Source organism: Collibacillus ludicampi (genome assembly GCF_023705585.1).
GTDB lineage: Bacteria > Bacillota > Bacilli > Tumebacillales > BOQE01 > Collibacillus > Collibacillus ludicampi.
This window is the reverse complement of record NZ_BOQE01000001.1, coordinates 1,910,842-1,930,089: the sequence shown is the minus strand read 5'-3', so window position 1 is coordinate 1,930,089 and position 19,248 is coordinate 1,910,842. Positions and strand designations below refer to the sequence as shown.

Here is a 19,248-nt window from a genome sequence, read left to right as displayed (position 1 = left end):
ATCCCTCCTATACTTTGATATGGATTTGTAGATCCCTGTCGGATTTTATTGTTAGCACTCATCCAAGGTGAGTGCTAAACACAATTCTTATATTATTCATTCCATCCTTACTTTGCAAGTGGGTGATTCAATTTTTTTTGTAAAATTTGCTTAAAGGTGATGAGCGAATGATCAAATCGTCTTCATTTGGCCGCATATCTCTTTCTTTCTTCATCAAACACAAGTTTTCTCCTCTTCACTATTAACCAATTAAAGGAAATTTCCTGCATCAAACGAAATTATTCTAACCTTTTTTCCTCCAAGACATGCATGAAAAACCGTGCGAATGGGACGTATCAAGTGAACAAGGCAAGAAAAAAGACCATCGAGTCTTTACAATTCCCGTGGTCTTCGTTACATCTCTTCGCAATCGATTGCCTCACATGCCGTTCGAGCGGCTACTCGTTGGCGATACCCCCATTTGGCGACCCATATCGAAGTCTCATAAAGCAAAACCATCGGAATTGAGACCGAAATATGAGAGACAAACTCAGGCGGTGAGATCATGGAGCCGATGATCACGAGCACGAGATATGCATATTTCCTCACTTTAATTAAGCGATCGGGTGTGATCATGCCGATTCTCGTCAAAAAAAGAACGACAACCGGCATCTCAAAGATAAACCCGAACGGAACGATAATATTGGTCATGAAACCAAAGTAATTGGCCGCCGTGATCATCATGTTGAAATCTTTGCTTCCCAGCTTGATCAAGAACGAAAACAGCATGGGAAACACGATATACCAGGCAAACAAAACGCCGAGAAGAAACATGAGGAGCACACTCGGAATGTAACGCAAAGTGATATTCTTCTCCTCTTTGGTCAGCGCGGGCGAGACGAATGCCCAGATTTGATAGAGAGCAAAAGGAACGGTAAGAGCAATCGCGGTGAGACCCGCGATCATGAAATAGATGCGTAATACATCACCAGGTCCGAGCACCGTCAAGGCGATTCCGGGATCGGCAGCCGATCGGAGAAACGAAAAAATCCGGTCCACAAATACGAACGATAAGATGAGAAACAGGACGAATACAACCATTGTGGCGATGAGCCGTTTGCGCAAATCGGCCAAATGTTCCACGAGACTCATCTGTTGATCGGACACAGACGGTCACCTACTATCCGATTAAGAATCTAGTATTGAAAATGTATTGTTGGGCGGACGTAATGACCCCTACTTCTTCTCTTCCGTGTCGGAAGCCAGATCCCTCGCCGCATCTTTAAACTCCTTAAGCGTTCGCCCAAACGCTCTGCCGATCTCGGGCAGCTTACTGGGGCCAAACACGATCAGGGCGATGACAAGGATTAAAATTAAACCGGGAAATCCGATATTTTGGAGCATCGGTATCCCTCCGATCCTAAAAATCTCTGCCGGGAAATGTCACCGTCACATCAATCAAGCGGGATGAATCGCTTGGATGATGCAATCGGCCAGCCCGCGAATGTCATCTCTGTCATACCTTTGAATACCCGGAGGAGCCAAATGGACGAGATCATTCGGAGCCGCGATTGCACGTACATTCACGAGCGCTTCATTCTTAAATATATCTTCTTTCGGATGTAAAAGAACGATTTTTGGCAGCTCGGAATGTTTCCACCCTTCGACAAGGACGAGATCCACCCCTTTGATATGTGTCAGTATGTTTTCGAGTGACGGACTTCCTTGGAAGTCCTGCAACACCCATTTTGAACGTGAAGCGATCACAACCACGCTTGCTCCCGCCTGACGCATGCGCCACGTGTCCGTATGGGGATGATCACATTCAAACTCATGCCCATCATGTTTTACCGTCCCCACTCGGTACCCCCGGAAAGACAACTCTCGAATTAAATTTTCAATCAAAGTGGTTTTTCCAGTCTTCTTGTATCCCACAATGGCAAATGCGGGTATCATACACGATCACCGTCTGCAAAAGATACAGGCATATGCAACAGGTAGACGTCAACAAGATCCCCCGCTTGAGGTTGCGTCTTGGACGGAATCCGGACAAATCCTTGAGTCCCCGTCAAGGAAGAGAGTATGGCCGCCTTTTGTCCTTGGGTACGCGGTTGAGCGAAAACTGTACCGTCTTTGATGAAGACATCAGCCCGCAAAAATCGATCCAACGCTACCGCCCTTACTTCCGGCATCCCGCTGAGGAACGCCCGGACGGGACGCACGATCGGTTCATTCATGCCGCTGATCGCCCGAATCGCAGGTTGCACAAAGAGCATCGCATTCACAAATCCGGCTGCAGGATTCCCTGATAAACCGAACACAGGTTTGTCTTCAATTGTTGCAAAGGTAAAGGGAGTTCCGGGACGAATCGATACTTTCCAAAAGTGTACCTCCCCACCCGCCTTGCGATAAGCATCAATCATGACATCAAAATCCCCGACTGACACTCCCCCCGTTGTGACCAATCCATCCACATGAGGCAACGCGCTTTGAATCGTTTGAACCAGCTCATCCACATCATCCCCCGCACGTCCAAGCAAACGCGGGATACCTCCCCATGCCTGCACCGCACCAGCCAGCATGTAAGAATTGCTGTCATAAATCTTTCCATAAGCAAGAGGTTCCCTTATATCCGTCAATTCTCTCCCGCTCGCTAATATCCCGATCACGGGCTTGCGGTAAACTGGGACAGAGGCGATTCCCGCCGTCGCCAGCAGTGCCATCTCCGCCCCTCCGATCGTTATACCCGATCGAAGCATACACATACCGCTTTTGATATCTTCACCTTCTCGCGCGACCGCTTCCCCACAGGGAACAGCAACTTTCACGTCCACGTGTGTCTGCTCCGGCTCGCCGATCGCCGACGTCATCTCCAAGCGCACGAGGGTATCGGCTCCGTCCGGAAAAGGGGCGCCTGTCATCGTCCGAATCGCTTGACCTGGCCCGACCGATTTCGTCGATACTTGTCCGGCACCGATCCGCTCGATCACTTGAAGACGAACGGGGGAGTCTGGCGTCGCTTGTTCTATATCGGCCGCGCGCACAGCATAACCATCGAGAGCGGCGCGGTCAAACGGAGGTACGCTCACAGAAGCGTGAATATCGGAGGCTAGTATATATCCATATGCGTCTTTGAGAGGAACATGCATGCGTTCGTTCCTTTTGCAATGAGAAAGCACCTCTTGCAACGCTTCTTCGACACATAACATGACTCGCATTTATAAAAGCCCTCCGTGCCCCATTTTGGCAATTTGTTCCCGTGTGATCGTCTCCCCGGCGAGCACCCTCGGCAACAGCAGGTCAAATGAGGTCACATCATCATAGATCACGCAACCCGGCAAGCCGAAAACGGGGATCTTGTCGATATACGCGAACATCATCATCGAGCCGGGAAGCACAGGCATTCCATATGATACCACTTCGGTCGCGACCCCGCGAATCGCTCCCGGAGTACGATCATCCGGATCGACAGACATCCCTCCCGTGCAAATGATCATATCCACCCCTTCTGCAAGAAAATCTTTGATCGCGGTCTGAATATCAGTAACCTGATCTCCTACAATCTTCTGTCCGATCACTTCCGATCCGTAAAAAGTTAATTTTTCCCGAATGCGTGGCCCAAATCGATCTTCGATACGACCCGTTAGTATCTCTGATCCAGTCGTCACCACTCCCACACGGTATTTAGCAAACGGTTTTACTGTGATCAGCGGATATACCTCTTTGGCGATCCGTTCCGCTTGTACGATTTTTTCTTCCTCGATGACGAGAGGGATCGCCCGAAGTCCCGCCACTTTGGTTCCAGGATCGACAACAATGCCGCTCTTTTTCGTAACGATTGCGATCTCGCCGATTGAATTTATGTGAAAAAGCGCTTCTTCATCGATTGATAACAAACCTCGAATCGTTGACTTGAGCGTTACTTTTCCTTCGTGGGGCTCATTTGCCGACAGGTGATCCCCTTTGATCGCCGCCGATAGCCGGAGCGCCGCATCATCTTCATGCAGTTCACCCGGCTTGAGATCCAGAATGTAGATATGTTGTTTGCCGATATCCAGCAACATAGGAATATCTTCTTCGCTAATCACATGGCCCTTTTTAAATACGCGTCCCTTACATTCACCCGGTACGATTCGCGTTAAATCATGTGCCAGCACCATACCGATCGCATCTTCCACACGGACTTCTTTCAACGGTTTCTCCCCCTCTGTTGATACTTAGCAGCTAACCAAGAACCGGCAATTCATCGAGCGGGAATGCCATTTTGTATTCGTCGTCGCGGCGGAAAAAACGGACGCCAAATCTTTCTTGCAGCCAGAGAAGCACTTCGTGAGGGATCCCTTGCACATCGACCATTACCTCATAGTCTGCGATCAGTTCCTCGGGCGGATCCGCTTTTAAAAAGAGGCGGTACTGCTTCTCCGGATCATGGACATCTTCGATCACGAGAAAAACGTGCAAGTTTGGATCTTTCGTAACCGCCTGTTTGCCAAATTGGACAAATGTGGAAAACAGTGGACCGTCATAATCGTCGAGCAAAATGACATAAGGCTGGTTCTCGACACCGTTCGTGACAAAGTCCCGGATGAACGCTTCCCTGCCCGATTCATCCGATGCCTGTTCCGCACCTACCCTTACGCGAAAGTCCCATTCAAAACGGGCGGCCGATTCTAACTTTCCGCTGTAACCAAGTGCCACCATGTAGGGCTCTGTTTGTTGCACGTAAGATTCCTCCTATCTTGTAAACTAGTCCTATCTTGAAATATAGTGCTTGGGTGGATGGATCGCTTTGCGCTTGGGTTCTTTGAGGTCTATGCTTTACGCTCATGCTCCGTGGAGGTCGTCTCGCACGGAATTATGATCATCTGTTGCGAGACGACCTCCAAAGTCGCTACCTCATGCAGAGCATAAATCCCGGCCAAAGGTTGCAATCATAGTCCATTGGCAAAAGTATCCCATAGGCTGAGCGCCATGCGATAATCATCGGGGGTATTCATGTTGAAAAAAGACAAGAGCCTATGGTCGACATCGCGAAACTGTTCGGTAGAAACGCGATGGATTTGAAACCCACGGTCTGTCAGCACAGAGATGAATCCCCGCATGCGATTTTCCCGACGTCTGAGCAATTCATAGGCTATCTGTTGCGTCCGCTTGCTGTAGACAGCCATAACGGGATATTCCCGTGTCTCGTCATACGGAATAACCGCATCCGCTTGTTTTTCACAGGCGATTTTGCCTATCCTATGTAAAATATCCACAGAAACAAATGGAAGATCGCAACCGAGAACCCAAGCTTGCTCATGGCGGATCTGTTGCAAACCTGCCTGGACTCCGGCAAGAGGCCCCTGTCCCGGAAACAGATCCGCTTGAAAGCGTACATTTTGGAGAAAATGGTACCGCTCCGCTTCGTTTGTAACGACAACCACATCATCCGTCAAGCGAAGCATCCGTTCCGCGAGATGGGCGATGAGCGGACGCCCCGCAAATGGCAACAACGCCTTCGGGCTTCCCATGCGCGTACTTTTTCCTCCTGCTAATACGATGGCGGAAAGCATCAATAGTCTTGGATCATCGGGTGAATCGTCACATCATCGACCACGACACCCGCCGGCTGCGAAGCGATATAGAGAACGGCCCGCGCAACATCTTCCCCTTTCAGCCAGTCTTTCTTCTCGGGTATCCCGCGCATGCTGCCAGCAAAATACGTATCCGTCATCCCCGGCAGGACGTTGCTGACTCGAATTCCCTTTTCCCTTATTTCCTTGCGCAGAGCTTCTGTGAATGCCTGAACCGCGAATTTCGTTGCACAATACCCGGCACCATTCGCGATGGTTCTCCGACCGACATCGGACGAGACTGTGATGATATGGCCACTGCCTTTTTCCATCATCGCTGGCAAAACGGCTTTCGTACAGAGAAACACGCCGGTCACATTCACATCAAACATCGCTTTCCATTCTTCAAGAGTCGTTTCCGTGACCGGTTTAAAAAAACCTACTCCCGCATTATTGACAAGTATGTCAATGGAGCCAAAGCGTGCCAAAGCGACTTCCGCCATCACGTCGACCTCGTCTTCCCGCGAGACGTCTGCCGTAACTGTCAACACGTCCTCTGCTCCAGACTGCAGCGCTTTACCCCTGATACGCTCCAGATCTTCCGGGTTTCTCGCAACGAGAACGAGTTTCGCGCCTTCCTTGGCAAACAACAAAGCAATATCTTCACCGATCCCCCGGCTTGCTCCTGTAATGACAACCACTTGATTTTTCAAAAGATTCACGATAACACCTCTCTCCATTTTTATACAAATGAAACAGTACCCTGATGACGGATTTCTATCCACTATGTTACACTATACTAGTATGACTGAATTCTTTGGAAAGAAGAAGTTTTTCTTAATGAGGTGAATCTCTGAAAGGAGAAATCATCCTTGTATCCTCTGACTCGAATTTTAACACGAATGTTACATAAGCCGAGAAAACTCGTGTTCTTTCTCCGCCTGTGCAATACGGTTCTCATATCCGGACTCGTCTATTGGTTCTACGGATGGGACAAGTTTCTCTTAGCATGCGTCTCCATCTGGGGCTTGATTACCGTAGGACTCATATTTCTTCGCCGTATGCTCCCTTACCGCACGCGTGCTTACCTTGCGATCGGTTCCGATCTTCTTCTTTCTTCACTCCTCGTATATGCGGGAGGAGGATTTTCCACAGATTTGTATGCCTTCTTTTTTTGGGGAGTTGTGGAAGCCGGAATTCTTTTGGGATGGCGCACAGGTCTGCTCGTTGCCCTCTTGTCAGACGTCTTATATGTATTGATCATTCTTGCTGTGTCTCATGATGTTTCAATTGCTCAACTTTTCACGCGCTTGTTGTTTTTTACAGCTGAAACGCTTCCTCTCATTTATTGTACGCATTTAGAAACCATGCATCGGTTACAAAATCTTGAGAAGGGGCAATTACTCCGCGAAAAAGAACGTCTGATTCGGGAATTGGAAACGATTACGCGCGATTTGAGCAATTATACGTTCGACGTTCAGGATCGCGCCGTTCTCGACCATTTGACACAACTGTATAACCAAACCCATTTTCATAATCGGTTGATGGTCGAAGTGGAGAAAGCGCGCCAAGGTGGTTATTGTCTCTCTTTAGCTCTCTTCGATATCGATAATTTCAAATCATTAAATGATACATACGGGCATCAATTCGGTGACGAAGTGTTGCGATCCGTGGGAACGAAGATCATAGAGATCACCAAAAACTCCGATTTCATTACGGCTCGTATTGGCGGAGAAGAGATCGCCATTATCATGCCGAATCTGAACGCAGAAGAAGGTTATCGTTTCGCCGATCTCGTATGTAAACGAATTGCGGAAACAGTCATCAAACAGGAAGATCATGAGCATGTGCAAGTGACTGTGTCAGGCGGGATCGCTACATTTCCTGACCATGCGGAAGATGCGCGTTTGTTGACTCGATTGGCCGACCTTGCTTTGTATGCGGCGAAAGCGCAAGGAAAAAACCGCGTGATTTCCTATGAAGACCTGAAGCTGAAAGATTGACTGAAGAACCTTGGAGCCGTGGGGCTCCTTCTTTTTTCTCGAAAAAGGGAGCCGTTCACCGGTTCCCTTTTTGACTTCCGCATTCCGCTATTTATACTTCCCGAGATGATGAAATCCACCCGGATTCCGTCACAATTCCGTCGAGAATGATATCATGCGGTTCGGCAGGTACATGATCGATGATTTGCAGGTCGTATGCCAAGCCGATTTTAACCGCATCTTTACGGAGCTGCGGGAGAAAACGGTCATAGTATCCACCCCCGTATCCTAATCTGCCTCCGCGGCGGTCAAATGCGACACCGGGAATGAAAATCAGGTCGATTTCCTCGGCCGGGATGACGCGGTGCTCCCGCCACTCCGGTTCGCGTATGCCATATGCACCTGTCACAACATCCTGCAAGGAGCGTATCTCTACCGGGATCAGTTTTCTCTCTGTTACAAACGTAACAGGCGCCGCTATCCTTTTGCCTTCCCGAATCCCCCAAAGGAAAATTTCGTCCGTTCCTACTTCCGCTCGAAAGGAAAAATACAACATGATCGTCGACGACTTTCTCACGAGATCCATTTGTTCGATACAATCAAGAATCTTGCGATCCCACTCTTCTCGGATCTCTTTTGGCACTCCCTGTCGCTTCGCAAGAATTTCTTTGCGGATCGATGTCTTATCCATTATTGCACCTCCAATTGGCCCTCCCATCCCCATTTTCAACTGAGCCTGCTACGACTTTGAAGTTCGTCTTGCTTCCTTTGGAACTTTAAAGGGGCATATGCTTGGCGTGAAACAGCGACTTTGGAGGTCGTCTCGTTTCCTTTTTGGCTGGAAAGGGGTATATGCTTTGCGCGTAATTGCGACTTTGAAGGTCGTCTCGCAACATTTGCTTATGATTCCATGCGAGGCGACCTCCACGGAGCATGAGCGCAAAGCATATACACGCTCCGCCACAGATTTTCTAAGGTTGTCCTCCTATTCTTCTATACGATACACTGAATGTGCAAGCGAAGACTAGAAGGAGCTGCAGACAATGATACTCGTAACTGCATCACATATACACAAATCTTATGGGACGGAAACGATCTTGCGCGACGCGACTCTCACCGTGCAGGAACGGGAACGTGTCGCTTTGGTTGGGCCCAACGGCGCAGGAAAATCGACTCTTCTTAAAATCATCGCGGGAGAAATCCCGCCTGACGAAGGGGATATTCATATTGCGAAAGAAGCGACGGTCGGTTATCTCGCACAGCATGCGGATGTCCCGTCCTCGCGAACCGTTTATGAAGAAATGCGTTCGGTGTATGAAGATCTCTTTGCCATTGAAAAACGTATGCGCGAACTGGAAGAACAGATGAGCCGCCCCGAAATCTATGGGAATGAAACCAAGTTTACGGCGATGACGGAAGAATATGCACGGCTCACGCAAACGTTCACTGACCGTAACGGATATGCGGTAGACGCCAAAGTGCGTTCCATTCTGCATGGCCTTGATTTTCCCGAAGAGATGCACAACCGGACTGTGCAGTCTTTGTCGGGAGGGCAAAAAACACGGCTCGCTTTGGGGAAATTGCTGCTCCTCCAACCCAGTCTTCTCATTCTCGACGAGCCCACAAACTATTTGGACATGCGTACGCTCACATGGTTGGAAGAGTATTTGAAAACTTACCCTGGAGCGCTCTTACTGGTGTCACATGACCGCTATTTCCTCGATACGTTGACGGAGGTAACTTACGAACTCGAAGCGGGTTCTACGCGGAGGTACACAGGAAACTACTCGTCCTATTTAGAACAAAAAGCGGCAGAATTGGAAGCACGCATCAAGCGATACGAACAACAACAGGCGGAAATCGCAAGAATCGAGGATTTCATCCGGCGAAATATCGCCCGTGCGACTACAAGCAAGCGGGCACAAAGCCGCCGCAAAATGTTGGAAAAGATCGAACGGATCGAACGTCCCGTCTCCAACCAGGACAAGGCGCATTTTTCCTTCACCATCAACCGCCCATCGGGCAACGATGTACTGGTGATAGACGGGGTGGCGATCGGTTATGGGGATAAAGTTTTAGCTAAATCCATCCACTTGAAAATTCAACGCGGGGAACGCGTCGCATTGATCGGCCCGAACGGAACGGGCAAATCCACCCTTTTAAAGGCGATCCTCGGTCAGGTTCCCCCTTTGGAAGGTACGATCAAATTGGGAACCCATGTCACAGTGGGATACTACTCACAAGAACAAGAGGACTTGAATGTAAGCAAAACGATTTTGAATGAAGTGTGGGATACTTTTCCTCAATTGGATCATACGCGCATCCGGACCGTTCTCGGCAATTTCCTGTTCTCCGGGGATGAAGTGCAAAAACCGATCTCTGTCCTTTCAGGAGGGGAACGTGCACGCGTCGCTTTGGCTAAACTCATGCTCCTTGAGGCGAACTTCATGCTCTTGGATGAACCGACGAACCATCTCGATCTTCTTTCAAAAGAAGTACTTGAAGTCGCACTCGACGAATACCCGGGAACACTGCTGTTCATCTCGCATGACCGCTATTTTCTCAATCGCATCGCCACACGTATCGTAGAACTCGGTCCCGATGGATTGACCTCCTATTTGGGGAATTATGACGATTATATCGAGAAGAAACAAGAACTGGAGGAAGCGGCATCGTTGCAGCCTCAAGATTCCGCCGCAAACAAAGAAAACGGCGAATCGGCCGATGACCGTGAACGAAAACGACAAGAAGAACGAATCGCCAAAAGGGAAGCAAAGAAACGGGCCGAGAGGATCCGTGCGATTGAAGAAGAAATTCATCGGCTTGAGGAACACATTCAAGCGTTAGAGAGGGATCTTTGTAATCCTGACATTTTCAGTGATCCTGAACGCGCGAGGGAAATAAACAACGAGTATGAGTCTGTGAAAGAACGGGTGGGAACCTTGTATGATGAATGGGAAAAACTGCTTGGAGAGGGATAGGCCCCTCTCCGCTTATTTCCAAATGCGAGGAAAAGAGATCCACCCCAACAAATTCACCTTATTTTCCTTCCCTTTCTCCCGTATATATCCGAAAAACTCTCCGAGAAAACCCTCCCATTTTTGTCCGATCTCCCTCTTGGCCGCTTCGTTTTTCAAGACGGTTGCCACGCTTTTGTTTAAAGCGGTTTCCAGATGTGCAAGTGCCTCCCGCAGGTGTTCGTCAATACCTTTTTCTTCGATCATGTGAGCCTTCCCCTTTCTTCTAGAAGTCTATCCCAAAATTTCTCTATCAATCTGCCTTTTCATACGCTCAAACTGGGCTTCCGCTATAATGTCCTCCACTTCCTCCTTGGCGATCTGAACGGCATATTTCGCGCGATCGATTAGGTTGCCCGCACCTTTCATCCCGAGAACCGCCAAGGGCTGAATGACGTTTTTGGCAACAGGAAGCAAGACGGGAGCCGCTACAGCCAGGGCAAGACCGGCTACAATTTTTTCCACATTATTTTGTAACATGAAATGTACCTCCTATTATTAAAATCTGTAACGTTTCAAAGATAACGACACGACTTCTATAGTCACCGTCTCACGCCAAGCATTATGTATGTCCGAAGGACGTTTTACACATCGGTATGCGCAACTTGCTGCAGGATCGTCTTTCTTGGAAAACTATGTTTAATTCCTTTCCTTTACGTTCCAAGGAAAGAGGAGACTCACTGATCCGCTTCGCCCTTGCCAGGAAAACCAGTAAGAGCGCGTCCGCGATCGAGTTGATCACCATGGCGGTAAACCCGAAAGGGATCAGAAGGGTTCCTATGATATTCCATATTTTTGTTACCGCTACATGCTGATTGATCATTTGCTGGATCCGCCGAGCATATGCGGCGCTCACTTGAATCTCTTTCAATTGGCTCATGCACACGGACGGAACCCCGGATGCGACGTACTCAATTCTGCTCTCCTTCTCATTTTCTGGGATGAAGAGAACGTCTTCTCCTTGTTTCCTTAACGTACAGATTCGCTGATACACCTGTTCATCATGGAACGACAGCCAGGATGGATCGATTCCGAGTCTCCGATAAAGCTCCCTGTCGAGCTGAAGACTGTCATGCAAAACAGCGATTTTCCATTGATTCTGTACAAGGTGACCAACGATGGAGACAAATTCGGGCGTAACCCCCCGCGGCGGCTTGGTCAGCACACCTATACAAATCCTCTTGTCATATTCCTCTTTTCCGACAAACTGAACGACATAACCTGTTTTCTCCATCTTATGGGCTATCCATTCGTATTCGCTGCAATCCACTTCATGTTTAAGCATGAAATTCTTATCACCGAGAAAAAATCCCATGCCGCTAATCATTCCTTTCACACCCCGTTCCTCCTCATGGACTTGAAACGAGGTTCGCAAGGTACGGCCGGTTTGTTCCGCCCTTTTTACAACTTCCTCCTTCCAGGTATGATTCGTGTTTTTCATAATAGAAGCGAGAGTACACCATATTTTTTCACAATCATTCATGTTGCTGATACATTGAATGCCCGCTGTTTCTTCCCGCAAAAAAATCTGTGATGTATCTTCGAACAAAACCGTTTTCGTTTGCGCCAGTTGTTGCAGGGATCCGTTGCCCGGTATCCGGTACTTTCTTTCTTGCGAGATCACTTCCGCATGTGACCATGCGTATTCAGCGGGCAATGTTGCAGGGCGCGGATTGGCGGCGAGGAGTACGGCGAGGGCCGTCAAAGGATCACGCACATAAGCCCAGGATGCCAATGCCAGGAAAAATCCCCATTTTTCTGCGCGTTCACTATACTGCCGAATCACGGGACTGTGCAATGAAACAGATGACTGTCTCTTCTCTTGTCCGATCGCCTGACCGCGTTTCCAGATGAGATATTGCAGAATGCTCAGCCCGGCGAGTACAACTAAGTTTTCCCTGATCAAAGCAAGAATGAACGTACACGCAAAAACCCAATCGAACATTTTTTTTCTTTTCTTTGAGTAGGTATAGCGGGTGAAAAAAGGATAGCCGGTCAGTATCGAAACAAAACCTGACAAATAAAATGCCGTTGGGTGACGAGAAAGAACGGAAGGTCCCCCTGTCATGATCTGTTTCACACTTAAGACTCCTAATCCCCCAAGCGACAAGGCCGACTCGAGAGGAACGCGTTTGCCGGGAATTCTGCCGGTCATCGGCGGAACAGCGGAAACGTTTTGTGCGACAGCGGCACTCGTCGCTGCCACTTCTTTTACAGCTGTACGTACGGATCTCTCGATGTGGAACGTCTGCTCCTCAAGAAGGACGATCTGTTTGTATATGCGGTCAAACGACGTTTTTTTCGGATCGAAGATGAATAGGCATCTTCCCGAATCGACAGAAGGGGCGATTTGTAAAACCCCTTCAAGCTGACTGAACTGGTGAAGGATCTGTCGCTTCATCAGGAGATTCTTTTTTAATCCATAAATCTGAATGCGGACTCTTCCGGGAAGTAGTCGCATAAACCGTTCATTCTCGTAACCAATGGCCATAACGATTCTCCTTAAATTTCCTTCACTAATAGACATAGTGTGAAACGCCGTCAGCAAATTTATTACGAAAACACAAGATTTTATTTCAAACAGAAGGACAACATTCACGAACCGAACACACAGCTTACGCAGCAGCCATCGGCTTTTGGGGGTTGTTCCCCCAAAAGCGTCCGGTCACTCGTTTGACGATTCCCCAGATGGGTTCCTCGCTGTTGGAAGCGACAGGTCCTACGGCACCCGCGATCGCTCCGGCCGCCAACCAATCTTGAATGCCGAGAGGCGTCGTCTGCAACTGGCCGGCAAAGAACGGCACTTGCACACTGAGAACGAGCGCTAGCAAAGCGACGAGCAACGATACTGTCAACACCCGATCTTCCCAAAGATCGCTGAGTTTCGCCAATCGGGACTGGCGCCGCCAATGAACAGCCTGCCACAATTGTGAAAGAATGAGCGTAATAAACGCAAATGTGCTTGCGAAAAATGGATCTTCACTGATGAGAAGCCCGCCCGCATAGGCCAGCATCGCCGTGGCACCGGATATGAATCCGTGAGAAACGATCGGCTTGTGCAACGATTGAAGATCCCCGTTTGGATGTCCTTGTCGCTGATCTACTTCTCTTTTTCCGATGGCGATACCTACAGAAGCCAGGGAGTTTGTCAATAAGTTGAGGATCACGGGCGAGAGTGCGTGATGCGCACCTGTGATCCCAGCGAGTGTCGAAAAGACTACTTCACCGATATTGCCGCTGAGAATAAAACCATTGGCGTGGCCCAATCGGGCGCGTGCATGCCCGGTTTCCTCAAGGGCTTCGATCACATCCTGCAGCCCCCTTTTGATACCTTGCTCGATGGCCGCCCAAGCCGCACCGAAGAGAGCTCGCTCCTGATCGTGACAACCGATAAAACAGATCGCAGAATAACGTTCCCTCAATGTTTCCAAAACATCGAGCCGTTCCCGTTCATCGGCAACGACGATCCAAACTTCTTCTTTTTCTAATGGCTTCTCTTCAAGCGTTGCAACAAAATCCTTTGTTGAAAGAATGCGGATTTTCGCGTCATCGAATGTGATCGCTTGCCGAAATCCCGGATCTTCTATAACACTTTCCTGCACGGTCAACACAACGGGCAGACCGAGATTCGCGACACGTCGCAACAGATGGGAAGAACGCTGATAGATACACTGAAAGGAAATCGCCCCGATCCATATGAGATCTTGTACATCGGTCGTTCCCCCCGCTGAGTGTACCGACATCCCCTCCGCTTCGCGTATACGGTACGCAAAACCGACAGTTTGTTCATGATGGCGGCGGGCTGTTTCCAACCAATCCTGGAGTGACTTTTGCAACGCATCCGATTTTTCCATTGTTGGTACATCAAAAAAGGAACATTCCATCTGTTTCGGTGAGATCGCACGTTTGCATTTCTCAAAAAGCAGTTGTACGGGACCGCGAATCACTTCCACGATTCTTCCTTTTTGATCTTGAAACGCCCTCATTTCAAACAGACCGTGTGACTGTAAGTGGGCGTGGTCGATCCATTTCCATGCACATGGATCCGTGCGTTGCGTGACCGGCAGATTTCCGTATAAACGGTTGACTGCACGGTCGTACGGCCCCAAATCACCGTTGATCCTAGCGAATGGTTTGGCGGCTTGGATCAATAAGACAGCTTCAGAGGAACTTTCCAGTTGCGCCTGTATCCCGTCTTTGTGAAATATCCGTTTATGAGAATGGATATGATCACTCACCTCTTTTGAAACGAACCAGCGGGATTGCGAACCAAACAGTTGGCTCGCTTCCATTTCATCCGTAAGCCCGTGATCGGTGAGGACGACCACTTTCGTATCTTCCAAGCGATCCACATGATGAAGGCTCGGCAGTTCCCGTGCTTCCTGACGCATGCGTTTCGTCGCTGTCCAAAACGCCAGACATATGGGCAGCGAGAATCCGCCCGGAATCACAGATGTGGCGACAGCGCTTGCTGTCGCGACTGCGGCTGAAGGACTCCAACCGACGAGAAATACCAAACCTCCGACGAGGATAATGGCGATCCATCCCGCTTTTGTCAGTTTCTTTGAAAGCGTGTCATAACGTTGTTCCGTATATAATTTTCTCCGTTTCGGTTGACGCAATATGTCCGCGTGGCGGGTGGAATCACCTGTATGTGTGACCACTGCTTGGGCCGAGCCGGAAACGATCACTGAACCCGCATACAGGCGGTTCGCTTCTGTTCCCCTGTTTATGCGCAAACAGGATTCCCCGTCCTTGCGGCTGACCGCACATTTCAACATCACGCGATAAGTAGAATCGGCATCCATCTCGCGCACTTGCAAGTGATTCGCACATGTGATGAAAGCGTCGGCGGGGACCACGTCCCCTTGCCGCAGAAATAACACATCTCCTGGAACCACGTCTGTCGGGGCAATCTGAGAGATCTGACCGCCGCGTATGACACTCACCGTTTTTTGCTCTTGCAAAAATCGTTGATAATCTTGTTCCGCTTGGCATTTGACCCGTGTCGTGTAAATGGCTTGAGCGGCAAACACGAGTAAGATGAGTGTCGTGTCAAAGTATTTACCGAGGCCCCACGCTAAACCTGCAAATGCCAACAGGCTGATCGCAGCTACACTTTTAAATTGTTCGCCAAACACTTTCCATTTGTTGGGTAACGGACGATAATGATTGAGGCCGTGTTGTTCCAGCCTTTTCCGAGCTTGTTCATGCGTCAGGCCGTTTTCCCATCCGTCCGATAATTCAACGGCATTGAGTTGCCCCCGAATCGTCTGTTCCACCTGATTTTGCTCATCAGGTTCGAGCAAACTTTGCAGAAAAATTCGAGGGGCATTGGCGAGACGTTGCAACAATGCCCCCACACCGCCGAACGCGTGTACCATGTTGACTCACCTCGATGATCGGTTCATTTTTCTTCTTTCTATGCTTCCGCATCATTCTGTCATTTAGCCGAACATCGTTTGTGCGCTCTCCTGGTAATTTGCGGGTTTGAAAAGATCCGACTTCTGGATCTTCGGAAGCAGAAGATCCGATAAGGGATAAGCCAACCGTCTTGCCGCGTACACGGTACCCAAAATCACTGCCCAATGCTGGAGCCCCAAAGGCACGCTGTTAAATAAAAATTGCATTTGCGGCAAGTAGATCGCTGCTATAAGGCCAGTGAGTGAAATCCCTAAAGTCCCCAGCATCAACGTGTCTCGGCGTAACTCTCCTGCATCTCCGCTCACCTGGCGCCAGTAGGAAACTTGCGATAGTTTGCCGATACAGAGAGTCGCGAGTGCTACCGTTCCCGCCAATGCTGCATGGCCCGTCAAAGCAGTCACTCCCATATACAGAGCTGTTGTGGCCAAGCCGACCAAGCACCCGCTCGCCAGTACGCGAGAGATCAGTTTCGCGTCGAACACGTCCCTTACTTTTTGTAAAGGCCGATTCATTTGCGGGTTTCTCCGCGATGAGGGCCGCCCCATCGTCAAGATGAGAGTCGGAAGCGAATCGGTCAACATATTCATAAACATCATTTGCACCGGCATTAACGGCAAGGGAAGCCCCGAAAGCACAACCAGCGATGCGTAGAGGACTTCTGCGAAATTTCCGGTGAATATATAGCCGATCGTACTTCTGATATTCCCCAAAACGGAACGGCCTTGGCGGATCGCTTTAACGATTGCGGAAAAATGGTCATTCGTCAGGACCAGCGAAGAAACTTCTTTCGCCACATCCGTGCCTGACCCCAGGGCGATGCCTACATCCGCTTGTTTCAGGGCAGGCGCGTCATTCACCCCGTCCCCCGTCATGGCGACGATCAAGCCGCGTTTTTGCAAAATGGAAACAATGCGCTGCTTGTCAGTGGGTGAAACACGGCTGTAGATGCGTACCGAACGGGTAGCAGCGCTCAGTTCCTCATCGGACATCCGTGCCAGTTCGGCTCCAGTCAGGACTTGTCCAGCGTCACATACGATGCCCAATTCTCTTCCGATCGCTTCTGCCGTGCGCGGATGATCACCTGTGATCATGACCACTTGGATCCCCGCTTTTTGACATTCGGTGACACATTCGTGTACATCTTCACGAGGCGGGTCCATCATGGCAAACATCCCGCCGAAGATAAGATCCGCCTCCAATTCATCTGTCGACAGAGATTGCTGATCTTCTTGTAACCGTTTAAAGGCCACCGCCAACACACGCATCGCCTGGTCGGCTGCCTCACGCTCCTGATCCAGGATCTTGGTCCGTATGCGGGGGTTCAGTTCGCAAGCATGACCGTCGGTTTGAACAGAGTTGCATCTTGCAAGCACGACATCAACCGCGCCTTTGGTAAAAACGTATGTCTCGCCCTTTTGGTTTTTGCAGACGACTGTCATGCGCCGGCGGTCGGAGTCAAACGGAATTTCAATAACACGCTGCCATCTCCGCCGACAGTCATTTACGGATATCCCCACTTTGCCCGCTGCAACCAAGAGAGCAGCTTCCGTTGGATCTCCTTGAATCTCCCATGTCGATCCCTGTTTATGTGCAAGTTCAGCATCATTGCACAAAACCGCTGCCGTCGTGAGCCACACGAGGCTATGCTCGGGATGGAGAATGACAGGCTCGCCTTTCTCAAAAATGCCCCCATCCTTCTGATATCCGTCACCCGTCACCGTCCAACAGTGTTCACCGCTCATGATCGTACGAACGGTCATCTCGTTCTTAGTCAGCGTGCCGGTTTTATCCGAACAAATCACGTCCACTTTCGCCAGTGTTTCCAAAGCGGAAAGATGTCTCACCACCGCTTTGTGGCGTACCATCCGCCGCATTCCGGCTACGAGAGATACGGTGATCATGATCGGCAAACCTTCGGATATCGCAGTTGTGGCTACCGAAACGCCTGTCATTAACGTATCGATCAACGTGTATCCCTGAACAAATCTCATCAAGACGACCGCCCCCGCGATTGCGAGCGCTGCAATGACCAGTGTCCGTGCAACGACACTGAGCCTTTGTTGTAAGGGGGTAGGTCGATTCGCCACATGTTGCAAGCCGGAGACAAGTTTCCCCATTTCCGTTCCCTGACCCGTTGCGACAACGATCGCTTTCCCACGGCCGCGTGTCATAAACGTCCCCATATAGACCATGTTCTTCCGCTCGGCGAGAGGAGTATCGGCTGCGGAAACTGCCGCCGCTGTCTTGATGACGGGAACCGATTCGCCAGTTAAAGCCGATTCGTCGATTTCCGCGTTCCAACTCTCCAGCAAAATGGCATCGGCCGGAATGCGGTCTCCCGCTTCCAGCAACAAAATATCGCCGGGCACCAGCTCGTTCGCAAGGACTTCCGTTTCCTTGCCTGCGCGCAAGACTCTCGCTTTGTCTACCGACAATCGTTTCAAAGCACGAATATCCTTTTGTGCTTTTTGCTCTTGATACGTGCCGATGACCGCATTGACTCCCAGAATAAACAAAACGCCCGCCGTGTCGCGAATCCGCCCTAAAAAGATCGGCAAAGCGGATATGCTGATCATGGTAAGAGTCGTGAAATTAAAAAATTGGCGGAATAGAGTCTTGTACCAAAGCTGTGTCTCTCCTTCCGGCATTTGATTCATGCCGAAAAAAAACTGCCTTTTTTTCACCTCGGCGGCACTCAGCCCCTCGTGGCCGTCACTTTGCAAACGATGCAGAATTTCATCCCGTTGAAGAGTTTGCCAATCCACCTTGACGGCGAGCGCTCCTTCTGTTACCGGATCCTCACTCGTCGCCGCAACACATTCGTTCGGATTTTGCAACATGGATTCGATAGCCAACAGCTTCTGCTCCAATCGGTTGGGGTTCAACCGATTTTCGTCAAACAGAATGAGGGAACGCCCTGTCAAGCTGTCTGCCGTCACCGTCGTTACACCGGGGATTTCAAGACAAAGCTGTTCAAAGAAGCGGGCAGCTTGCGTATTTTTTTGTATCCCATGGATGTAGACGCGCCAACGGCCAGGTAACCGTCGCAAAAACCTTTTTTCTGATACATTTCTGACTTCCAAGATCGTTAAGCCTCTTTTCTGCTTGAAAATGTGTAGGTTGACAGTTGTGCTACTTACATTTGAGAAATGAGATTAAAAGCTGCCACATGCATTAGTGTGGCTTTTGGGTGGGTCTTATCGCTTTGCAGCGAAGAGGTGAGTTGAAGGTCGTTCCGCATCAACTGTTAAGAATCCGGGCGGAACGGCCTTCATCGAACCCAAGCGCAAA

General features: G+C 49.6%; 16 protein-coding genes. 2 read left to right on the top strand and 14 right to left on the bottom strand.

Features of this window, described 5'->3' with window-relative positions; all coding sequences use genetic code 11:
- Window positions 1-393 precede the first annotated feature (393 nt).
- From tatC to DNHGIG_RS09660, 8 genes are all read right to left on the bottom strand, one after another.
- Window positions 394-1,146: a twin-arginine translocase subunit TatC gene (gene tatC / locus DNHGIG_RS09695; RefSeq protein ID WP_282199445.1), complete on the bottom strand. Its 753-nt coding sequence runs from the start codon at window positions 1,144-1,146 to the stop codon at window positions 394-396.
- Window positions 1,147-1,215: 69 nt separating this feature from the next.
- Window positions 1,216-1,383, bottom strand: coding sequence for a twin-arginine translocase TatA/TatE family subunit (gene tatA / locus DNHGIG_RS09690; RefSeq protein WP_282199444.1), 168 nt, complete (start codon window positions 1,381-1,383; stop codon window positions 1,216-1,218).
- A 54-nt stretch (window positions 1,384-1,437) separates the two neighbouring features.
- A complete protein-coding gene (gene mobB, locus DNHGIG_RS09685; protein ID WP_282199443.1) occupies window positions 1,438-1,935 on the bottom strand; it encodes a molybdopterin-guanine dinucleotide biosynthesis protein B in 498 nt (165 codons plus the stop codon).
- Window positions 1,932-3,197: a molybdopterin molybdotransferase MoeA gene (locus DNHGIG_RS09680; RefSeq protein WP_282199442.1), complete on the bottom strand. Its 1,266-nt coding sequence runs from the start codon at window positions 3,195-3,197 to the stop codon at window positions 1,932-1,934. Before DNHGIG_RS09680 ends, mobB begins: the two co-directional genes overlap by 4 nt.
- Entirely contained in the window at window positions 3,198-4,172 is a 975-nt protein-coding gene (locus DNHGIG_RS09675) for a molybdopterin-binding protein (protein ID WP_282199441.1), read from the bottom strand.
- Window positions 4,173-4,203: 31 nt separating this feature from the next.
- Window positions 4,204-4,701 (bottom strand): hypothetical protein, encoded by a 498-nt coding sequence (locus tag DNHGIG_RS09670; protein ID WP_282199440.1) that lies wholly within the window; start codon window positions 4,699-4,701, stop codon window positions 4,204-4,206.
- A 209-nt stretch (window positions 4,702-4,910) separates the two neighbouring features.
- Window positions 4,911-5,534 carry a molybdenum cofactor guanylyltransferase gene (gene mobA, locus DNHGIG_RS09665; protein ID WP_282199439.1) on the bottom strand — a complete coding sequence of 208 codons (624 nt, stop codon included), beginning with the start codon at window positions 5,532-5,534 and terminating at the stop codon, window positions 4,911-4,913.
- Complete coding sequence (locus DNHGIG_RS09660; RefSeq protein WP_369414701.1) at window positions 5,534-6,256, bottom strand: SDR family oxidoreductase; 723 nt, start codon at window positions 6,254-6,256, stop codon at window positions 5,534-5,536. The genes mobA and DNHGIG_RS09660 overlap by 1 nt, the downstream gene beginning before the upstream one ends.
- A gap of 150 nt (window positions 6,257-6,406) precedes the next feature.
- Between DNHGIG_RS09660 and DNHGIG_RS09655 the strand changes: the two genes are divergently transcribed.
- Window positions 6,407-7,537: a GGDEF domain-containing protein gene (locus tag DNHGIG_RS09655; RefSeq protein WP_282199438.1), complete on the top strand. Its 1,131-nt coding sequence runs from the start codon at window positions 6,407-6,409 to the stop codon at window positions 7,535-7,537.
- Window positions 7,538-7,628: 91 nt separating this feature from the next.
- Here the strand turns inward: DNHGIG_RS09655 and DNHGIG_RS09650 are convergent, their stop codons facing one another.
- Window positions 7,629-8,207: a 5-formyltetrahydrofolate cyclo-ligase gene (locus tag DNHGIG_RS09650; protein ID WP_282199437.1), complete on the bottom strand. Its 579-nt coding sequence runs from the start codon at window positions 8,205-8,207 to the stop codon at window positions 7,629-7,631.
- Window positions 8,208-8,559: 352 nt separating this feature from the next.
- Here DNHGIG_RS09650 and DNHGIG_RS09645 point away from each other — a divergent pair, with 352 nt between their 5' ends.
- Complete coding sequence (locus tag DNHGIG_RS09645) at window positions 8,560-10,497, top strand: ABC transporter ATP-binding protein (RefSeq protein WP_282199436.1); 1,938 nt, start codon at window positions 8,560-8,562, stop codon at window positions 10,495-10,497.
- Between the two features lie 12 nt (window positions 10,498-10,509).
- Here the strand turns inward: DNHGIG_RS09645 and DNHGIG_RS09640 are convergent, their stop codons facing one another.
- The 5 genes from DNHGIG_RS09640 to DNHGIG_RS09620 form a co-directional block, all read right to left on the bottom strand.
- Window positions 10,510-10,740 carry a hypothetical protein gene (locus tag DNHGIG_RS09640; RefSeq protein ID WP_369414700.1) on the bottom strand — a complete coding sequence of 77 codons (231 nt, stop codon included), beginning with the start codon at window positions 10,738-10,740 and terminating at the stop codon, window positions 10,510-10,512.
- 27 nt (window positions 10,741-10,767) lie between these two features.
- Entirely contained in the window at window positions 10,768-11,013 is a 246-nt protein-coding gene (locus DNHGIG_RS09635; RefSeq protein ID WP_282199435.1) for a DUF5132 domain-containing protein, read from the bottom strand.
- Between the two features lie 82 nt (window positions 11,014-11,095).
- Window positions 11,096-13,024, bottom strand: coding sequence for a hypothetical protein (locus DNHGIG_RS09630; RefSeq protein ID WP_282199434.1), 1,929 nt, complete (start codon window positions 13,022-13,024; stop codon window positions 11,096-11,098).
- 124 nt (window positions 13,025-13,148) lie between these two features.
- A complete protein-coding gene (locus tag DNHGIG_RS09625) occupies window positions 13,149-15,917 on the bottom strand; it encodes a cation transporting ATPase C-terminal domain-containing protein (RefSeq protein WP_282199433.1) in 2,769 nt (922 codons plus the stop codon).
- A gap of 63 nt (window positions 15,918-15,980) precedes the next feature.
- Window positions 15,981-19,040, bottom strand: coding sequence for a cation-translocating P-type ATPase (locus DNHGIG_RS09620; protein ID WP_282199432.1), 3,060 nt, complete (start codon window positions 19,038-19,040; stop codon window positions 15,981-15,983).
- Between the last annotated feature and the right edge of the window lie 208 nt (window positions 19,041-19,248).